The sequence below is a fragment of the Methylibium sp. genome (assembly GCF_013817345.1).
Taxonomy (GTDB): Bacteria; Pseudomonadota; Gammaproteobacteria; order Burkholderiales; family Burkholderiaceae_C; genus Methylibium.
Genome location: NZ_JACDCW010000051.1, coordinates 1 through 16,524, shown reverse-complemented (window position 1 = coordinate 16,524; position 16,524 = coordinate 1). Strand labels below are relative to the sequence as shown.

The window sequence follows — 16,524 nt, the reverse complement described above, 5'->3', positions numbered from 1 at the left end:
GTCTAGCATGGCAAAACCGCGTTTCTAGCGCCGCCGCGCGCTGCGCACGCCGTCGATTCGGCACACCGAAACCAGCACCGCCTGCAGTCGCGCCGAGTCGGCAACCTCGACCGTGAAGCTCATCCACGCGCTGCCCTTGAGACTGCGCGTCTGCACGCCCACGACGTTCATCTTCTCCTTGGCGAACAGCTCCGAAAGGTCACGCAGCAGGCCCTGCCGGTCGGCCGCCTCGACGATCACGTCGGCCGGGTACACCGCCGACTCGCCGACGCGTGGACTGCCCCATGCGACGGGAATCACACGCTCCGAAGTGCGCCGCGCCATCTGCCGAAAGTTCGCACAGCTCGCGCGGTGGACGGCCACGCCCTTGCCGCGCGTCACGTAGCCCCCGATGGTGTCGGGCGGCGCCGGCTTGCAGCAGCGCGCAAGCTGAGTCAGCAGCGACTCGACGCCGACCACGAGCACGCCGCCTCGGGGCGTCGCATCGCCGCGCGGTCCCCGGCTCAGGCGCTGGGTGAGCAATTCGTCGGCGTCGGGTTGCGGCTCGGGCGGGCGCAGCAGGTTCTCGATGTTGCGCAGCGAGAACTCGTCCTTGCCCACCACTTCGAACAGTGCATCGGCCGTGCGGAAACCGAGCTGGCTCGCCAGGTCTTCCAGCTTGACGGCCGTGCGGCCCTCACGCTGCAGGATTTTTTCGACCGCCTCACGGCCGCGCGCGATGGTCTGCCGCTGCGCCAGCGCGTTGAACCAGGCGCGCACCTTGGTCCGGGCGCGCGTGCTGCGCAGGTAGCCGAGTTCGCTGTTGAGCCAGTCGAGCGACGGCCCACCCTCCTTCGCGGCGACCACCTCGACGGTCTGCCCGCTCTGCAGCGGCGTGTTGAGCGGCGCCATCGCACCATCGACGCGCGCGCCGCGGCATCGGTGGCCGAGATCGGTGTGCAGCGTGTAGGCGAAGTCCACCGGCGTCGCGCCCGTCGGCAGCTCGATGATCGAGGCCTGCGGCGTGAAGACGTAGATGCGGTCGTCGAACAGGCCTTCGCCGGCGCCCGTGCCGGCGCTGCCGGTGCCTTGCGGCTCGGCCACGACCTCGCGCTCCCAAGCCAGCAACTGGCGCAGCACCGCCTTGCGGGCCTGTGCCACCTGGTCCTCGAAGTCGCCGCCGGCGCTCACGCCGGCATAGCCGCGGGCACCGGCCTCCTTGTAGGCCCAGTGCGCGGCCACGCCGCTCTCGGCGTGCTCGTGCATCTGGGCGGTGCGGATCTGGATTTCGATGGCACGGCTGCGCTCGTCGAGCGCCACGGTGTGGAGCGACTGGTAGCCATTGGGCTTGGGTCGGGCGATGTAGTCGTCGAAAGCCTCGGGAACGGTGCGCCAGAGCTGCTGCACGCGGCCGAGCGCGGCGTAGCAGGCGGCAACGTCATCGACGATCACCCGCAGCGCACGCGCGTCCAGCACTTCGTCGAACGCGAGCTGCTTGCCCTGCATCTTTTTCCAGATGCTGTAGAGGTGCTTGGGCCGCCCCTGCACCAGCGCGCGCAGGCCGGCGGCATTCAGCACAGCTTCGAGCCGGCGGCGCGCAGCCTCGACCTCCTCTTCGCGCTCGACGCGCTTTTCCCCTTGCAGGCGAGCGATGCGCTGGTATTCGCCCGGCTGCAGGAAGCGAAACGCCAGGTCCTCGATCTCCCACTTGATCTGCCAGATGCCCAGGCGGTTGGCCAGCGGCGCGAACACCTGCGCCGATTCGCGCGCCAGCGCCTTCGGGCAAGGCTGCTTGCTGGCCGCATGCCAGCGCAGGGTCTGCAGGCGGGAGGCCAGGCGCAGCAGGACGACGCGCAGGTCACGCGAGAAGGCGAGCAGCATCTTGCGCACGCGCTCGATCTGCGCGGCCTGCTGTGCGGCATCGAGCGCACCTTCGTCCATCGCCTCGCGCGCATTGCGCTGGGCCTGCACCAGCTTGCGGGTGTGCGTGACCAGGCTGGCGTAGCTCTCGCCGAAGGCCTTGGCGATGACGTCCTCGGGCCGGGACAGGTAGTCGCCGGCGTAAACCAGATAAGCGGCAGCGCACATCGATGGCGCGGCACCGATGGCCTGCAGGATGGCAGCCAGGCCGTCGGCGTGAGCGAGCGCGTTTTCGCCGGTGTCGAGCTGGGCTGTGGCCAGAAGCGGCTCGGCAAAGGCGCGCGCACGGGTGAGCACCGCGAGCTCGAGCTGCGCAGCGTCCGCCTCGTTCGCGGCGGCAGGCTCGGGCCCCTCGCCCGCCCCGCCGGCCAGTTGCACGATCGGCGCCGTGCTGGAGACGCCATCCGCGAGACCGGTCTTCATGGCAAGCCGAGGAACTCCCGCACCAACGCCACCTGGTCGTCGGCCACCAGGGTCGGGGCATGGCCGACGCCGGGCAGCTCGACCAGCCGCGCCCTCGGGCCGCGCTCGGTCATCGCGCGAGCGGTTTCGCGCGAGAGCAGGTCGGAGTCGGCGCCGCGGATGACCAGCGTGGGGCACGTCAGCGAGTCATAGCGCTGCCACAACGCTGCCTCGCCGAGCGCGGCCAGCTCGGGCGTCGCGGCCTTGAAGGGCAGCGCGATGCGCGGGTCGTAGTGGGAGACGAAGTCCTTGCCCTGCTCGTCCTCGATCTCGCGGAGCTGCGGCCGCGTCAATGCCAGCCATTGCTCGCGGGTGTGCGGCCCGAAACCCTGCGAGATGCTCCACAAGTAGTCGGCCGCCTCGTCCACGCTGGCGTAGCGCTTCGGCACGCCGACGTAGCTGCCGATGCGCTCGATCGCCTCGGCACGCAGTGCCGGCCCCACGTCGTTGAGCAACAGTCGGCCGACCAGCGAGCTGCCGTCGCCGTCGCGCAACGCGGCCAGGCCGAGCCCGATCAAGCCGCCCATCGAGGTCCCGACCCAATCCACCTGCTGCACGCCCAATCGGGCAATGAGTGCGACCATGTCGGACACATAGGTCGGTATGCCGTAGGCCATCGGTTCGGTCAGCCAGTCGCTGCGGCCGCGGCCAGCCACGTCGGGGCAGATCACGCGGTACTCGGTGGCCAGCGCGCGTGCCAAGGTGTCGAAGTCGCGGCCCTGGCGAGTGAGGCCGTGCACGCAGACCACCACGCGCGGGTTGCCGCGCTCGCCCCACTCCCAGTAAGCCATGCGGTGCAGGCCGCCGGCGTCGAGGCAGTGAACGAAGTCGAGGCGGGGTTCGGTCATGGCAGGGTCCTCATTCGGATAATGATGCTAACCAACGCAGCAACGAAAGGATCCAGCATGCTCAAAGGCAAGACCGCCCTCGTCACCGGCTCCACCAGCGGCATCGGCCTGGGCATCGCGCTCGGCTTGGCGCGCCAGGGCGCCAACGTGATCCTTAACGGCTTCGGCGACAGCGACGGCGCGCAAGCTCAGGTGCGCGAGGCGGGGCAGGCGCACGGGGGCCGCGTCGGCTACCACAGCGCCGACATGAGCCAGCCGGCCGAGATCGAAGCCATGATGGCGTTCGCGGCGGCCGACTTCGGCGGCGTCGACATCCTCGTCAACAACGCCGGCATTCAGCATGTGGCCGCGGTCGAGGAGTTTCCCGCCGCCAAGTGGGACGCGATCATCGCCATCAACCTCAGCTCGGCCTTCCACACCACCCGGCTGGCCATACCGGGCATGCGGGCGAAGAACTGGGGCCGCGTCATCAACATCGCGTCGGCGCACGGCCTGGTGGCCTCGGCGGCGAAGTCGGCATACGTGGCGGCCAAGCACGGCATCGTCGGCTTCACCAAGTCGGTAGCGCTCGAGACGGCCACGAGCGGCATCACCGTCAATGCCATCTGCCCCGGCTGGGTGCTCACGCCGCTGGTGCAAAAGCAGATCGACGAGCGCGCCGCCCGCGAGGGCCTCTCGGTTGACGCCGCCGAAAAAGACCTGCTCGGCGAAAAGCAGCCCTCGCTGCAGTTCACCACGCCCGAGCAGCTCGGCGAGCTGGCGGTTTTTCTGTGTTCACCCGCAGCGGCGAACGTCAAGGGCGTGGCCTGGGCGGTGGACGGCGGTTGGACGGCACAGTAGCGAAAAAATTCAGGCAACCGCCGATCACCACCCCCTTGAGAGTGCCCTCCTTCGGCCGATGGCAAGGCGCGATTCGTCGCCGACTATTCCCCGGTCAGGCACACCGGAGACGGCCATGAATCTGCAAGAGCGCGATATCGGAGACTTTCGAATCTATGCCGGAGCCATCGACGGTCCGCATGGCGGCTACACCGCCGCCGTCGAAGTGCATGAGATCCGGGGCCCGGGCCAGGCGCCGCGGCGCGTGTTCAGCAGCGACCGGCTCTCCGGCGGACACCGTTTCGCGCAGCCGGATCAGGCGCTGAAGCACGCCATGGGCGTCGGCCGGCAGGCGATCAGGCTCGAGGAGGTGGCCCTGGCTCGCTGAATTCGGGTTGCGCTCACACCGATCAGACGTCGAGCGTGTAGATCAGCGCGGCAGCGCGCTCGGTTTCGCTGTGGCCGGAAAGCGCGGCGGCCCAGGCAGGTGCCACGGCACCGCGCTCGGGGCTTAGGCCGGCCGTCATTACCGCGACTTCTTCCGAAGCCGCATCGATCTCGGCGCGCTGTACCAAGCCGGAATCGAACAGCCGCGCAAGCATGGCGCCGTCGGTCTCGATGAGTACCAGATAGCGTGCGGGCGGCTGCATGACGGGCTCCTTCCGGCGCGGGCGCTCAGCCTAGCATCGCGCACAACGCCCGTTCGTCCCGCAACGCACGCTTGCGCGCCGCTCCTCAACGGCGCCTGCGCAGTGCCAGCGTCTCATTGGCGACCAGCGCACCCAGCACCAGCGCACCGCCGCCGAGCGCCGTGGTCGCCGGTCGCTCGCCGGCGCCGAGCCAGACCCAGGCGACGCCGAACAGCACTTCGAGCAGCGCCAGCAGAGCGATCTCGGGCGCCGGCAAAACCCGGCTCAGCTGGACGACCAGGAGGCAGGGAATCGCGAGTTGCACGACGCCCAGCACCGCCAGCAGCCCCAGATCGTGGGCATTGGCCTGCAGCGGCCAAGCCAGCGGCAAGCTGACTGCGGCCGACAGCAGCGCGCCGATGAGCACCGCCAGCAGCATGTCCGGCGCTGCCCCTGGAGCTCGGCCGGCGAAGTCAGCCCGTTCCTGACGGATGTGCTGGAGCACCGTCCAATTGACGGCCGCGGCGATCGGCACAGCCAGTGCGACCAGCGTGCCGATCAGGGAGGCACCGGCATTGCCGACCTCGCTGCCGAACATCCAGCCGATGCCCGTACCTGCGACCGTGATCGCGACCCAGGTCCGAACGGGAAGCCGATGCCGAAGAAACAGGCGCGCGAACAGTGCGGTGACCAGCGGAGCAATCGCCATGGTGATGAGCACATTGGCCACCGTGGTCAGCGTGATCGCCACCATGAAGGCGGTGAACATCACCGCCCAGCACACTCCAGACACCCATAGCGGCCACCCCGCGCCGATCAGCCCCCGCCATAGCGTCGGCCCGCGGATCAAGGCCAGGCCCACGGCCAGCGCCAGCGCGTTGAACAGGCTGCGCCAAAAGGTTACCTCGAAGCTGCGTGCCGCATCCAGATGGCGCGTGACCACGCCCGCAATGCTCCACAGCAAGGTCACCAGCACCATCAGCGCAACCGCACGACGGTGGGTCATCGGTTCTCAGAGGGCCGCGAAGCGGCCCGGGCGTTTGTCTAGACAGAACCCCCGCCCGGCGGGGGCTGAGAGCCGCGGCTCCGACCGTCCTGAAGACGGTTGACGGCTCGAAGGGCCCGAGCTCCTGCGAGGGCGCGGCCTGCAAGGCGGGGGTGCGGTAAGCACGCCGCAAAGGGGTACCCAGCGTGCAGCGCTCAAGCCGCCTCACGGCTCGCACGCTTCCTGTCATGCTCCTTCAGGTACCGCTTGCGCAGCCGGATCGACTTGGGCGTGATCTCCACCAGCTCGTCGTCGGCGATGAACTCCACCGCGTACTCCAGGCTGAGCTGGATCGGCGGCGTGATCTTGATCGCGTCTTCCTTGCCGCTGACGCGGAAGTTGGTGAGCTGCTTGGCACGCACCGCGTTGACCACCAGGTCGTTGTCGCGCGAATGGATGCCCACCAGCATGCCTTCATAGACCGGATCGCCCGCCTTGACGAACATGCGCCCGCGGTCGTCGAGCTTGCCGAGCGCATAGGTCACGATCTCACCGTCGTCCTGGCTAATCAGCACGCCGTTCTTGCGGCCTTCGAGCTCGCCCTTGTAGGCCTCGTAGCCGTCGAAGATGTTGCTGATGAGGCCGGTGCCGCGCGTGAGGTTCATGAACTCGTTGGAAAAGCCGATCAGCCCGCGCGCCGGGATGCGGTACTCCAGCCGCACGCGGCCCATGCTGTCGGACTCCATGTTCACCAGATCGGCCTTGCGCAGGCCCAGCGCCTGCATCACGCCGCCCTGGTGCTGCTCTTCGATGTCTGCGGTGACCATCTCCATCGGCTCGTGGCGTTCGCCGCCTTCTTCGTGGAACACCACGCGCGGCTTCGAGACGGCCAGCTCGTAGCCCTCGCGGCGCATGTTCTCGAGCAGGATGGTCAGGTGCAGTTCGCCGCGACCCGATACCTCGAAGATACCGTCCTCGTCGGTGTCCTTCACGCGCAGCGCCACGTTGGACTGCAGCTCACGGTCGAGCCGGTCTCGGATCTGACGGCTGGTCACGAACTTGCCTTCGCGGCCTGCAAGCGGCGAGTTGTTGACGCAGAAGTTCATGGTCAGCGTCGGCTCGTCCACCTCGAGCATGGGCAACGGTTGCGGGTCGTCGATGTCGGTCAGCGTGACGCCGATACCGATGTCCTCGATGCCGTTGATCAGCACGATGTCGCCGGGGCCGGCAACGCTTGCCTGAATGCGTTCAAGTCCGTCGAACTTGAGCACCTGGTTGACGCGTGCCTTGAAGGGGATGCTGTCCTCGCCGGAGAACACCGACACGTCCTGCATCGGCTTCAAGGTGCCCTGGTTGATCCGGCCGATGCCGATGCGGCCGACGAAGGTGGAGTAGTCGAGCGAGCAGATCTGCAGCTGCAGCGGCCCCTCCGGATCGCCCTCGTGCGGCGGCACGTGCTGCAGCACCGCGTCGAACAGCGGCGCCAGGTCGGCTCCGACCTCGCCCGGCGTCAGCGTCGCCCAGCCGTTCAGGCCCGAGGCGTAGATGACGGGGAAGTCGAGCTGCTCTTCGGTGGCATGCAGCTTGTCGAACAGGTCGAACGTGGCGTTGATGACGTAGTCGGGACGCGCGCCGTTGCGGTCCACCTTGTTGACCACGACGATGGGCTTCAGGCCGAGCGCCAGCGCCTTCTTCGTGACGAATCGGGTCTGCGGCATCGGACCTTCGACCGCATCGACCAGCAGCAGCACGCTGTCGACCATCGACAGCACGCGCTCGACCTCGCCGCCGAAGTCGGCGTGCCCGGGGGTATCGACGATGTTGATGTGCGTGCCCTTCCACTCGACGGCGCAGTTCTTCGAGAGGATGGTGATGCCACGCTCCTTCTCGATGTCGTTGCTGTCCATCACGCGCTCGGCCACCTTCTCGTTCTCGCGGAAGGTGCCGCTCTGGCGCAGCAGCTGATCGACCAGGGTCGTCTTGCCATGGTCCACGTGGGCGATGATGGCGATGTTGCGGATCTGTCGGGCGTTGTCACTGGTGGTCATGTCGTGCTCACTTGCTTGAATTCATTCGGTTCGGCCTGCGCGGCGGCAGTCTGCAGCAGGGCCTGTACTTCGGGCGGGCTCAACAGCCGCCCCGGGATCAGTTCGCCGGCCTTGACGTGCGCGATGCCGAGAAAGGCGCTCACTTGCATGTCGGCTGCGGCTGCGGCTGCGGCTGCGGCCGGCGCCGGCCCGTAGACGCGCACTGCGGCGCAATCGGCTTCGTCGACCCGACGGCGCAGACCGGAAAGAAAGCGCCCGGCGTCGTCTGCAGCGAGCCGGACCGCCGGCCAGTCGGCCAGCAGCACTTCGGGATGAAGCAAGCGGGCCTCGCGCTCGGCCTCGCTCAGTGCTGCCAGGCCATCGATCGTGATCGCGCCGGCCACGTCGAGCCGCCCGCTGGCTGTTCGGCGAAGCGCGGCGAGGTGGGCACCACAACCGAGCAGCCGCCCCAGATCCTCGGCCAGGCTGCGGATGTACGTGCCCTTGCTGACGCAAACCTCGATCTCCAGCGCGTCATGCTGCCAGCGCAGGATGTCGAGCCGATGAACGCTGACTCGACGTGCCGTGCGCTCGATCTCGACGCCGGCGCGCGCGTACTCGTAGAGCGCGCGGCCTTCGTGCTTGAGAGCCGAGTGCATCGGCGGCAACTGGTCGATCTCGCCGGTGAGCGCTGCGCAAGCCGCGAGCAGCGCGGCCTTGTCGAAGCCAACGGTGCACGTTTCGAGTACCGCGCCTTCGCGGTCGCCGCCGACGCGGGTCACGCCGAGCTGCAGGGTGGCGAGGTAGGTCTTGTCGGCCTCCAGGCTGGCCTGCGAAAACTTCGTCGCCGCGCCGAAGCACAGCGGCAACAGCCCACTGGCCAGCGGGTCGAGCGTGCCGGTGTGACCGCCCTTCTCGGCGCGCAGCATGCCCTTGACCTTCTGCAGCACATCGTTGCTCGACCAGCCCAGCGGCTTGTCGAGCAGCAGCACGCCGTGCAGCGCCCGGCGCGGCGCTCTCGGCGCCTTCGGGGCAGCGATCGGCGCGGCGCGGCGGCGCGCTGGGTGGGCGGCTTGGGTCGTATCCACTCAGTCGTCCTTGGCCGCGGGTGGCGGCTCGTCCGCGTCTTTCGCGCGGTCGGCGTTGGCCTGATTGATCAGCGCGCTCAGGTCGGCCGCGCGCTCGGTGGTCCGATCGAAATGGAAATGCAGCGTCGGCACCGTGTGGATCTGCAGCCGCTTGAAAAGACCGTTGCGCAGGTAGCCGGCGGCCTCGTTGAGCGCCGTCGCGCATTCCTCGGCATCGCCGATCAGCACCGAGAAGAACACCTTCGCATGCGCATAGTCGGGCGTGACCTCGACCGCATTGACCGTGACCATGCCGATGCGCGGATCCTTCAGCTCGCGGATCAGCACCGCCACATCGCGCTGAATCTGGTCGGCCACGCGAAAGCTGCGGTTGGGGATGGCTCGCTTGTGCTTCATGGTGTGTTTTCCGATCGTCCGCTCGCCCCAAAACCAAACCCCGCCCACTTTTCAGGGGGCGGGGCTTGTTCGGCGAAGAGCAAGGACCGCCTTACAGCGTTCGGGCGACTTCCTTGACCTCGAAGAACTCCAACTGATCACCTTCCTTGATGTCGTTGTAGTTCTTCAGCTTGATGCCGCACTCGAAGCCGCTCGCGACCTCGCGCACGTCGTCCTTCATGCGCTTCACCGAATCGACCTCGCCGGTGTAGACGACCACGTTCTCGCGCAGCAGGCGGAAGCGCGCACCGCGGCGCACCACCCCGGCAGTGACCATCGAGCCGGCCACCGTGCCGATCTTGCTGGCCACGAACACCGTGCGGATCTCGGCCGTACCGATGACTTCCTCGCGCTGTTCCGGAGCGAGCATGCCCGTCATTGCCGACTTGATCTCGTCGACCGCGTCGTAAATGATGTTGTAGTAGCGCAAGTCGACAGCGTTGTTCTCGGCCAGCTTGCGCGCGCCGGCGTCGGCCCGCACGTTGAAGCCGATGATCACCGCCTTCGAGGCAATGGCCAGGTTGACGTCGCTCTCGCTGATGCCACCCACCGCCGCGTGCACGATCTGTACCTTGACCTCGGCCGTGCTGAGCTTGAGCAGAGAGGAGGCGAGCGCCTCCTGCGAGCCCTGCACGTCGGCCTTGACGATCAACGCCAGGGTCTGCGCCTGGCCCTCGCCCATGTTCTCGAACATGTTCTCGAGCTTGGCGGCCTGCTGCCGGGACAGCTTGACGTCGCGGTACTTGCCGGAGCGGAAGGTCGCGATTTCGCGCGCACGCCGCTCGTCGGACAGCACCATGAACTCGTCGCCGGCCTGCGGCACTTCGGTGAGGCCCTGGATCTCGACCGGAATCGAAGGGCCGGCCTCGGTGGCCGCCTTGCCGTTCTCGTCGAGCATGGCGCGCACGCGGCCGTAGGTCGAGCCGGCCAGCACGACGTCGCCGCGCTTGAGCGTGCCCGACTGCACCAGCACCGTCGCGACCGGGCCGCGGCCCTTGTCGAGCTGGGCTTCGATGACCAGACCCTTGGCGGGTGCCTCGACCTGGGCCTTGAGCTCGAGCACCTCGGCCTGCAGCAGCACCTGCTCGAGCAGGGTGTCGATGCCCTGGCCGGTCTTGGCCGAAACCTGCACGAAGGGCGAATCACCGCCGAAGTCTTCGGGCACGACCTGCTCGGCGATCAGCTCGGAGCGCACGCGCTCGAGGTTGGTGCCGGGCTTGTCGATCTTGTTGATCGCCACGATGATCGGCACGCCCGCTGCCTTGGCGTGGTGAATGGCCTCCTTGGTCTGCGGCATCACGCCGTCGTCGGCAGCCACCACCAGGATCACCAGGTCGGTCGCCTTCGCGCCGCGTGCACGCATCTGCGTGAAGGCTTCGTGGCCTGGGGTGTCGAGGAAGGTGATCATGCCGCCCGGCGTCTGGACGTGGTACGCACCGATGTGCTGCGTGATGCCGCCAGCCTCGCCCGCCGCCACCCGCGAGGTGCGGATGTAGTCGAGCAGCGAAGTCTTGCCATGGTCGACGTGGCCCATCACCGTGACCACCGGCGCGCGGGACTCGACAGCCACATCGGTCGTGGTGACGTCCTCTTCGAGGAAGGCATCCGGATCGTCGAGCTTGGCCGTGAAGGCCTTGTGACCCATCTCCTCGACGAGGATCATGGCCGTTTCCTGGTCGAGCTGCTGGTTGATGGTGACCATCTGTCCCAGCTTCATCAGTTGCTTGATGACCTCGGAGGCCTTGACCGACATCTTGTGGGCCAGGTCGGCCACCGAGATGGTCTCGGGCACGTGCACTTCGTAGACCTGCGCCTCGGCGGGCGCGACGTAGCTGGACGCGCCGTCGCTGCGGTCTCCGCCGCGGCGTCCGCCGCGTGGGGCCTTCCAACCGCCACGGCCGCCATCGCTGCGGCCCTTCAGTGCGGCGCGCTTCTTGGCCGCATCGTCGGCCCAGCTCGAAGAAAGCTTCTCCGACTTGACCGATTTCTTGTCGCCTGGCTTGGCCGTGCCCGGGGCGCCCGGCGCGCCCGTGCCCGGCTTGGCGGTGGGCTTGTGGATCGTGCCCTTGATCTCGGCAGCCTTCGGCTTTTCCTCTTCCGGTTTCTTGGCGAGCATCACCTTCTTGGGCGCGTTCATCATCGCGCGGATGGCGGCGGCCTCGGCCTCGGCCGCCTTGCGGCGGTTGCTCAGATCGGTGGCACGCTGCTTTTCCTCGGCCTCGATGTCGGCAGCCTTGACCACGCGCACCATCGGCTTGGGCGGATCGGCCGGTGGCGTAGGGGCTGCGGCAGGCTCGGCTGCCTGAGCAGCCTGAGCCGCGGCGGAAGCCTTGATCTTCTTGACCGCAGGCGCCGCAGCGGCAGCGGCCAGTGCAGCGGCGGCTTCCTGGGCGGCGGCTTGCTGCCTCGCCTCGGCCGCCTCGCGCTCGGCGCGCTCCTGCTCTTCGCGCAGACGGCGCTTCTCGAGCATCTCTTCTTCCTGGCGACGCAGCAGCTCGGCCTGGCGATTGGCCTCTTCCTCGCGCTTTTGCAGCTCCGCTTCGTCGATCGCCGGCTCGCTCGGTGCGGCCTCCTCGACCGGCACGGGCGTGTCATCACGCTTGATGAACGTGCGCTTCTTGCGCACCTCCACCTGGATCGTGCGTGCCTTGCCCGAGGCATCGGCCTGCTTGATCTCGGTGGTCGACTTCTTGGTCAGGGTGATCTTCTTGCGCTCGCTGCTGCCGGTGCCGTGCGCAGTGCGCAGGTAGTCGAGCAAGCGCTCCTTGTCGGCTTCGGTCAGGGCGTCGTCCGTCGAGGCCTTCGCGACGCCGGCGGAATGGAGCTGCTCGAGCAGCGTCGCAGCCGGGCGGTTCAGCTCGGCGGCCAACTGTGCGACGGTGGTCACGGCCATGTGTGAGTGTCCTTGGGTAGAGCGGTAACTTGGGCGAGGGCAGCTAGGAGGCGGCAGCTCAGACGGTGAACCAGTGCTCGCGCGCCTTCATGATCAGCGCCTTGGCGTCGTCATCGGGCATGCCGGTCAGCTCGGTAAGTTCGTCGACCGCCAGATCGGCCAGGTCGTCGCGCGTGCCGATGCCGCTCGCGGTGAGCTTGGCGATCGTTTCGGCGTCGAGCCCGTCAAGATCTCGCAGGTCCTGCGATACCGCTTCGAGCTTTTCTTCCTGCGCGATTTCCATGGTCAACAGCGCGTCCTTGGCGCGGGTGCGCAACTCGTGCACGGTGTCGTCGTCGAAGGACTCCATGTCGAGCATTTCCTGCAGCGGCACATAAGCCACTTCCTCGAGGCTGGTGAAGCCTTCGGCGATGAGGATGTCGGCCACTTCGACGTCGACGTCGAGCTTGTCGACGAACAGTTTTCTGATCGTCTCCGATTCCGTGGCCTGCTTGTCCTGCGACTCTTCGGCGCTCATGATGTTGATGCGCCAGCCGGTAAGCTCGGACGCCAGGCGCACGTTCTGGCCGCCGCGGCCGATGGCGATAGCGAGGTTCTCCTCGTCGACCACCACGTCCATGGCGTGCTTTTCCTCGTCGACCACGATCGACTGCACATTGGCCGGCGCGAGCGCACCGATCACGAACTGGGCCGGGTCGTCCGACCACAGCACGATGTCCACGCGCTCGCCGGCGAGCTCGTTGGTGACGCCGTTGACGCGCGAGCCGCGCACGCCGACGCAGGTGCCGATCGGGTCGACGCGTTTGTCATAGGACACCACGGCAATCTTGGCCCGCGAGCCGGCGTCGCGCGCGCAGCTCTTGATCTCGAGCAGGCCCTGCTCCATCTCTGGCACCTCGTGGCGGAACAGTTCCATCATGAAGCCCGGCGCGCTGCGCGACAGCATGATCTGCGGGCCGCGCTGGGTGGTATCGACTTCCAGAATGAAGGCGCGCACGCGATCTCCGGTGCGCAAGTTTTCCTTGGCGATCATCTCGCTGCGCTTGAGGCGCCCTTCGACCCGGCCGCTTTCGACGATCAGGTCGCCCTTGTCCAGGCGCTTGACGGTGCCGACGAAGACCTTGTCGCCGCGCGAGAGAAAGTCGTTGAGCAACTGCTCGCGTTCGGCGTCGCGGATCTTCTGCAGGATCACTTGCTTGGCCGCCTGCGCGCCGATGCGGCCGATCGAAACGGAGTCGATCTGCTCTTCGATGTAGTCGCCCTCCTCGATGTCGGCGATCTGTTCCTGCGCCTCGAACAGCAGGATCTCCGAGTCGGGTAGCTGCAGACCGGCCTCGTTCGGCACCACGTGCCAGCGGCGGAAGGTTTCGTACTCGCCAGTGTCGCGATCGACGGCCACGCGGATGTCGGCCTCGCCGCCCTGCAGCTTCTTGCTCGCCGATGCGAGCGCGGCCTCGACGGCGCCGAACACCACCTCGAGGTCGACACCCTTCTCGCGCGAAATCGCGTCTACGAAATCCAACAGTTCGCGGTTCATTCTTCGTGATCTCCCTGTTCCTGCACCGCCGCCCCGGCCGGCCCCTGCGCCTGCCGTGCACGGCCCTTGAAATCCACCACCGGCACCAGCCGGGCTTCGCGGACCTCGTCGAGCGTGAATCCCAGCACTTGATCTACCTTGCCGTCGTTGAAATGCAGCGCCCAGCCTTCGCCGTCCGACTGCACAACCCCTTCGAAGCGCTTGCGGCCCTCAAACGCCAACTTGAGCGTGAGCGCAATGCGCTCGCCAACGAAGCGCTCGTAATCGGCGGGCTTCTTCAGCAGACGATCGAGCCCCGGCGAAGACACCTCCAGCCGCGAGTAATCGCAGCCTTCGACTTCCAGCACGTACTGCAATTGCCGGGTCACTTTCTCGCAGTCGTCCACCGTCACGAACTCGCCCTCGCCCGTTTCATAGGTTTGGCCGGGAACGCGATCTATCAAGACTCGCAGCAAGCCCTGCGAGGCGCGCTCGCAATCCACCGGTTCGTAACCGAGCCCGGTGACGGTCTTTTCAACCGCAGCCTGCCAGTTCGACGACAAGGACACTGATTTGATCTCTTTGACTATCTGGTATCGCGTCCCTCATCGGGTTTCCTGGGGGTTTACCCCGCCGCGAGGATGCTGTTGCAAAGTGCTTCGACAAAAAAAATGGGCTGGAAATCCCCGGCCCAATTTATGGTCTAGCGAAAGGCGCATTGTAGCCGCAGCGCCCATTACCGGCAAGAGTTACGGGTGTCAAGAGCGGCTGATTCACGCCTCGCCATGCCAGAATTTCAGGCTCTGTCCCTCTGTATGGAGTCCCCATGGGCTTTCTTGCCGGCAAGCGGCTACTGATTACCGGAGTGCTCTCCAACCGCTCGATCGCTTACGGCATCGCCCGTGCCTGCCACCGCGAAGGCGCCGAACTCGCCTTCAGCTATCAGGGCGAGCGTTTCAAGGACCGCATCACCGAGTTCGCGCGGGATTTTGGCTCCGAGCTGATCTTCGACTGCGACGTGGCCGAAGACGCTCAAATCGAACGCACCTTCGCCGGGCTGGCCGCCGCCTGGCCCGAGGGTTTCGACGGTTTCGTGCACGCCATCGGCTTCGCGCCGCGCGAGGCGATTGCCGGAGATTTTCTGGAGGGTCTGTCGCGCGAGGCCTTCCGCATCGCCCACGACATCTCGGCCTACAGTTTCCCGGCCATGGCCAAGGCGGCGGCACCGCAGTTGCGTGACAAGGCCGCGCTGCTGACCCTGACCTATCTGGGGGCAGAGCGTGCCGTACCCAACTACAACACCATGGGTCTGGCCAAGGCCTCGCTGGAAGCCAGCGTGCGCTATCTGGCCACCAACCTCGGGCCGAAGGGCGTGCGTGTCAACGGAATTTCGGCCGGGCCGATCAAGACGCTCGCCGCTTCGGGCATCAAGGGCTTCGGCAAGATCCTCGAAGTGGTCGAGACCAATGCCCCGCTGCGCCGTAATGTGACGATCGACGACGTGGGCAACGTCGCCGCCTTCCTGCTCAGTGACCTGGCAGCCGGGGTGACCGCCGAGATCACCTACGTCGACGCCGGCTTCAGCCGGGTGGCCAGCGGGATGGTCGAGAGCTGAGCCTGCCAAGGGCAGCCGGCGACCAGCTCCGTTCATGTCCTCCGGCCGGGCGATGCCCGGCCTCCTTCACTTCACTTCACTGCGCCGGTCGCCCACGGCCCTCGTCCCGTCACCACCGGTGCTCGAGGCGAAGCCGGCTGCGGCGCTGCGCGGAGCGAAGTAAAGGAGGAGGCCGTGCGCAGCACGGCCGGGGGACATGAGCGCAGCGCAGCGCCGCAGCCGGCTTCGCCGTCCAACCCTGGTCAAGCCCTCACGCAGTCGACGTAGTACTGACGCTCCCCACCGTCCGCGCCGTCGACCTCGACCAGCCCGTGCACGTCGGTATCGAAACCGGGGAAGCGCTTGTTGAAGTCGCGGGTGAAGCGCAGGTAGTCGACGATCTTCTTGTTGAAGCGCTCGCCCGGGATGAGCAGCGGAATGCCGGGCGGGTACGGCGTGAGCAGCGACGTCGTGATGCGGCCTTCCAGCGCTTCGATCTCGACGCGTTCGGTCTTGCGATGAGCGATGTGCGAGTACGCCTCGCTCGGCTTCATGGCGGGCTGCAGGTCGGAGAGGTACATCTCGGTGGTAAGCCGCGCGATGTCGCCCGCCACGTAGGCCTCGTGAATGCTCTGTGAAAGATCGCGCAGGCCCATGCGCTCGTAGCGCGGCTGAAAGCCGCAGAACTCCGGAAGAATGCGCCACAGCGGCGCGTTGCGGTCGTAGTCGTCCTTGAACTGCTGCAGCGCCGTCAGCATCGTGTTCCAGCGGCCCTTGGTGATGCCGATGGTGAACATGATGAAGAACGAATACAGGCCGGTCTTCTCAACGATGACGCCATGCTCGGCGAGGAACTTGGTGACGATCGAGGCCGGGATGCCGGTCTTGGCGAACTTCCCCGCCACGTCCAGCCCCGGTGTGACGATGGTCGACTTGATCGGGTCGAGCATGTTGAACCCGGGCGCCAGATCGCCGAAGCCGTGCCACTTGGCATCGCCCTTGATCATCCAGTCCTCGGGCTTGCCGATGCCTTCGCTGGCGAGCTTGTCGGGGCCCCAGACCCGGAACCACCAGTCCTTGTTGCCGAATTCCTTTTCCACCTTGCGCATGGCGCGCCGGAAGTCGAGCGCCTCGAGGATGCTTTCCTCGACCAGCGCCGTGCCGCCCGGCGGCTCCATCATCGCCGCAGCAACATCGCAGCTGGCGATGATCGCGTACTGCGGCGAGGTGGAGGTGTGCATCAGGTAGGCCTCGTTGAACAGGTGCCGGTCCAGCCGGGTGTTCTGCGCGTCCTGCACGAGCACCTGCGACGCCTGGCTCAGGCCGGCG

At 67.0% G+C, this 16,524-nt stretch carries 13 protein-coding genes and 1 pseudogene; 3 read left to right on the top strand and 11 right to left on the bottom strand.

Translation table 11 applies throughout. The annotated features are described in order from the left end of the window. Window positions 1-24: 24 nt before the first annotated feature. Together H0W40_RS11220 and H0W40_RS11215 are read right to left on the bottom strand one after the other, a co-directional pair. Window positions 25-2,322 carry a RelA/SpoT family protein gene (locus H0W40_RS11220; protein ID WP_292446197.1) on the bottom strand — a complete coding sequence of 766 codons (2,298 nt, stop codon included), beginning with the start codon at window positions 2,320-2,322 and terminating at the stop codon, window positions 25-27. Continuing rightward, on the bottom strand, window positions 2,319-3,209 hold the full coding sequence (locus H0W40_RS11215) for an alpha/beta hydrolase (protein ID WP_292446196.1): 891 nt from the start codon (window positions 3,207-3,209) through the stop codon (window positions 2,319-2,321). The genes H0W40_RS11220 and H0W40_RS11215 overlap by 4 nt, the downstream gene beginning before the upstream one ends. Window positions 3,210-3,266: 57 nt before the next feature. Here H0W40_RS11215 and H0W40_RS11210 point away from each other — a divergent pair, with 57 nt between their 5' ends. Both H0W40_RS11210 and H0W40_RS11205 read left to right on the top strand, forming a co-directional pair. Further along, complete coding sequence (locus H0W40_RS11210; protein WP_292446195.1) at window positions 3,267-4,049, top strand: 3-hydroxybutyrate dehydrogenase; 783 nt, start codon at window positions 3,267-3,269, stop codon at window positions 4,047-4,049. 115 nt (window positions 4,050-4,164) lie between these two features. Further along, complete coding sequence (locus tag H0W40_RS11205; RefSeq protein WP_292446193.1) at window positions 4,165-4,416, top strand: hypothetical protein; 252 nt, start codon at window positions 4,165-4,167, stop codon at window positions 4,414-4,416. Between the two features lie 22 nt (window positions 4,417-4,438). Here H0W40_RS11205 and H0W40_RS11200 read toward each other — a convergent pair whose 3' ends face one another. The 8 genes from H0W40_RS11200 to rimP form a co-directional block, all read right to left on the bottom strand. Next, a complete protein-coding gene (locus H0W40_RS11200; protein WP_292446192.1) occupies window positions 4,439-4,678 on the bottom strand; it encodes a hypothetical protein in 240 nt (79 codons plus the stop codon). Window positions 4,679-4,763: 85 nt separating this feature from the next. Continuing rightward, window positions 4,764-5,663, bottom strand: coding sequence for a DMT family transporter (locus tag H0W40_RS11195; RefSeq protein WP_292446191.1), 900 nt, complete (start codon window positions 5,661-5,663; stop codon window positions 4,764-4,766). Window positions 5,664-5,857: 194 nt separating this feature from the next. Further along, complete coding sequence (typA, locus tag H0W40_RS11190) at window positions 5,858-7,690, bottom strand: translational GTPase TypA (protein WP_292446188.1); 1,833 nt, start codon at window positions 7,688-7,690, stop codon at window positions 5,858-5,860. Continuing rightward, on the bottom strand, window positions 7,687-8,709 hold the full coding sequence (truB, locus tag H0W40_RS11185; protein ID WP_292446222.1) for a tRNA pseudouridine(55) synthase TruB: 1,023 nt from the start codon (window positions 8,707-8,709) through the stop codon (window positions 7,687-7,689). Before truB ends, typA begins: the two co-directional genes overlap by 4 nt. Window positions 8,710-8,757: 48 nt before the next feature. Then, window positions 8,758-9,153, bottom strand: a complete 396-nt coding sequence (gene rbfA / locus H0W40_RS11180) for a 30S ribosome-binding factor RbfA (protein WP_292446186.1) — start codon at window positions 9,151-9,153, stop codon at window positions 8,758-8,760. A 91-nt stretch (window positions 9,154-9,244) separates the two neighbouring features. Next, window positions 9,245-12,085, bottom strand: coding sequence for a translation initiation factor IF-2 (infB, locus tag H0W40_RS11175; protein ID WP_292446184.1), 2,841 nt, complete (start codon window positions 12,083-12,085; stop codon window positions 9,245-9,247). Window positions 12,086-12,143: 58 nt separating this feature from the next. Continuing rightward, on the bottom strand, window positions 12,144-13,622 hold the full coding sequence (gene nusA / locus H0W40_RS11170) for a transcription termination factor NusA (RefSeq protein ID WP_292446182.1): 1,479 nt from the start codon (window positions 13,620-13,622) through the stop codon (window positions 12,144-12,146). Further along, window positions 13,619-14,164, bottom strand: a complete 546-nt coding sequence (rimP, locus tag H0W40_RS11165) for a ribosome maturation factor RimP (RefSeq protein WP_292446180.1) — start codon at window positions 14,162-14,164, stop codon at window positions 13,619-13,621. The genes nusA and rimP overlap by 4 nt, the downstream gene beginning before the upstream one ends. A gap of 263 nt (window positions 14,165-14,427) precedes the next feature. On the opposite strand from rimP, the gene fabI reads away from it, so the two are divergent. After that, window positions 14,428-15,216, top strand: a complete 789-nt coding sequence (gene fabI / locus H0W40_RS11160; RefSeq protein ID WP_292446178.1) for an enoyl-ACP reductase FabI — start codon at window positions 14,428-14,430, stop codon at window positions 15,214-15,216. A gap of 242 nt (window positions 15,217-15,458) precedes the next feature. On the opposite strand, the pseudogene H0W40_RS11155 reads toward fabI, so the two are convergent. Next, a pseudogene (locus H0W40_RS11155) lies at window positions 15,459-16,524 on the bottom strand (lysine decarboxylase); the annotation flags it as partial.

Bases quoted from the DNA above. Each gene is read 5' to 3' on its own strand.
- typA (WP_292446188.1), bottom strand. From the start codon at position 7,690: ATGACCACCAGTGACAACGCCCGACAGATCCGCAACATCGCCATCATC.
- H0W40_RS11205 (WP_292446193.1), top strand. From the start codon at position 4,165: ATGAATCTGCAAGAGCGCGATATCGGAGACTTTCGAATCTATGCCGGA.
- H0W40_RS11200 (WP_292446192.1), bottom strand. From the start codon at position 4,678: ATGCAGCCGCCCGCACGCTATCTGGTACTCATCGAGACCGACGGCGCC.
- H0W40_RS11195 (WP_292446191.1), bottom strand. From the start codon at position 5,663: ATGACCCACCGTCGTGCGGTTGCGCTGATGGTGCTGGTGACCTTGCTG.
- infB (WP_292446184.1), bottom strand. From the start codon at position 12,085: ATGGCCGTGACCACCGTCGCACAGTTGGCCGCCGAGCTGAACCGCCCG.
- H0W40_RS11220 (WP_292446197.1), bottom strand. From the start codon at position 2,322: ATGAAGACCGGTCTCGCGGATGGCGTCTCCAGCACGGCGCCGATCGTG.
- rbfA (WP_292446186.1), bottom strand. From the start codon at position 9,153: ATGAAGCACAAGCGAGCCATCCCCAACCGCAGCTTTCGCGTGGCCGAC.
- nusA (WP_292446182.1), bottom strand. From the start codon at position 13,622: ATGAACCGCGAACTGTTGGATTTCGTAGACGCGATTTCGCGCGAGAAG.
- fabI (WP_292446178.1), top strand. From the start codon at position 14,428: ATGGGCTTTCTTGCCGGCAAGCGGCTACTGATTACCGGAGTGCTCTCC.
- H0W40_RS11215 (WP_292446196.1), bottom strand. From the start codon at position 3,209: ATGACCGAACCCCGCCTCGACTTCGTTCACTGCCTCGACGCCGGCGGC.
- H0W40_RS11210 (WP_292446195.1), top strand. From the start codon at position 3,267: ATGCTCAAAGGCAAGACCGCCCTCGTCACCGGCTCCACCAGCGGCATC.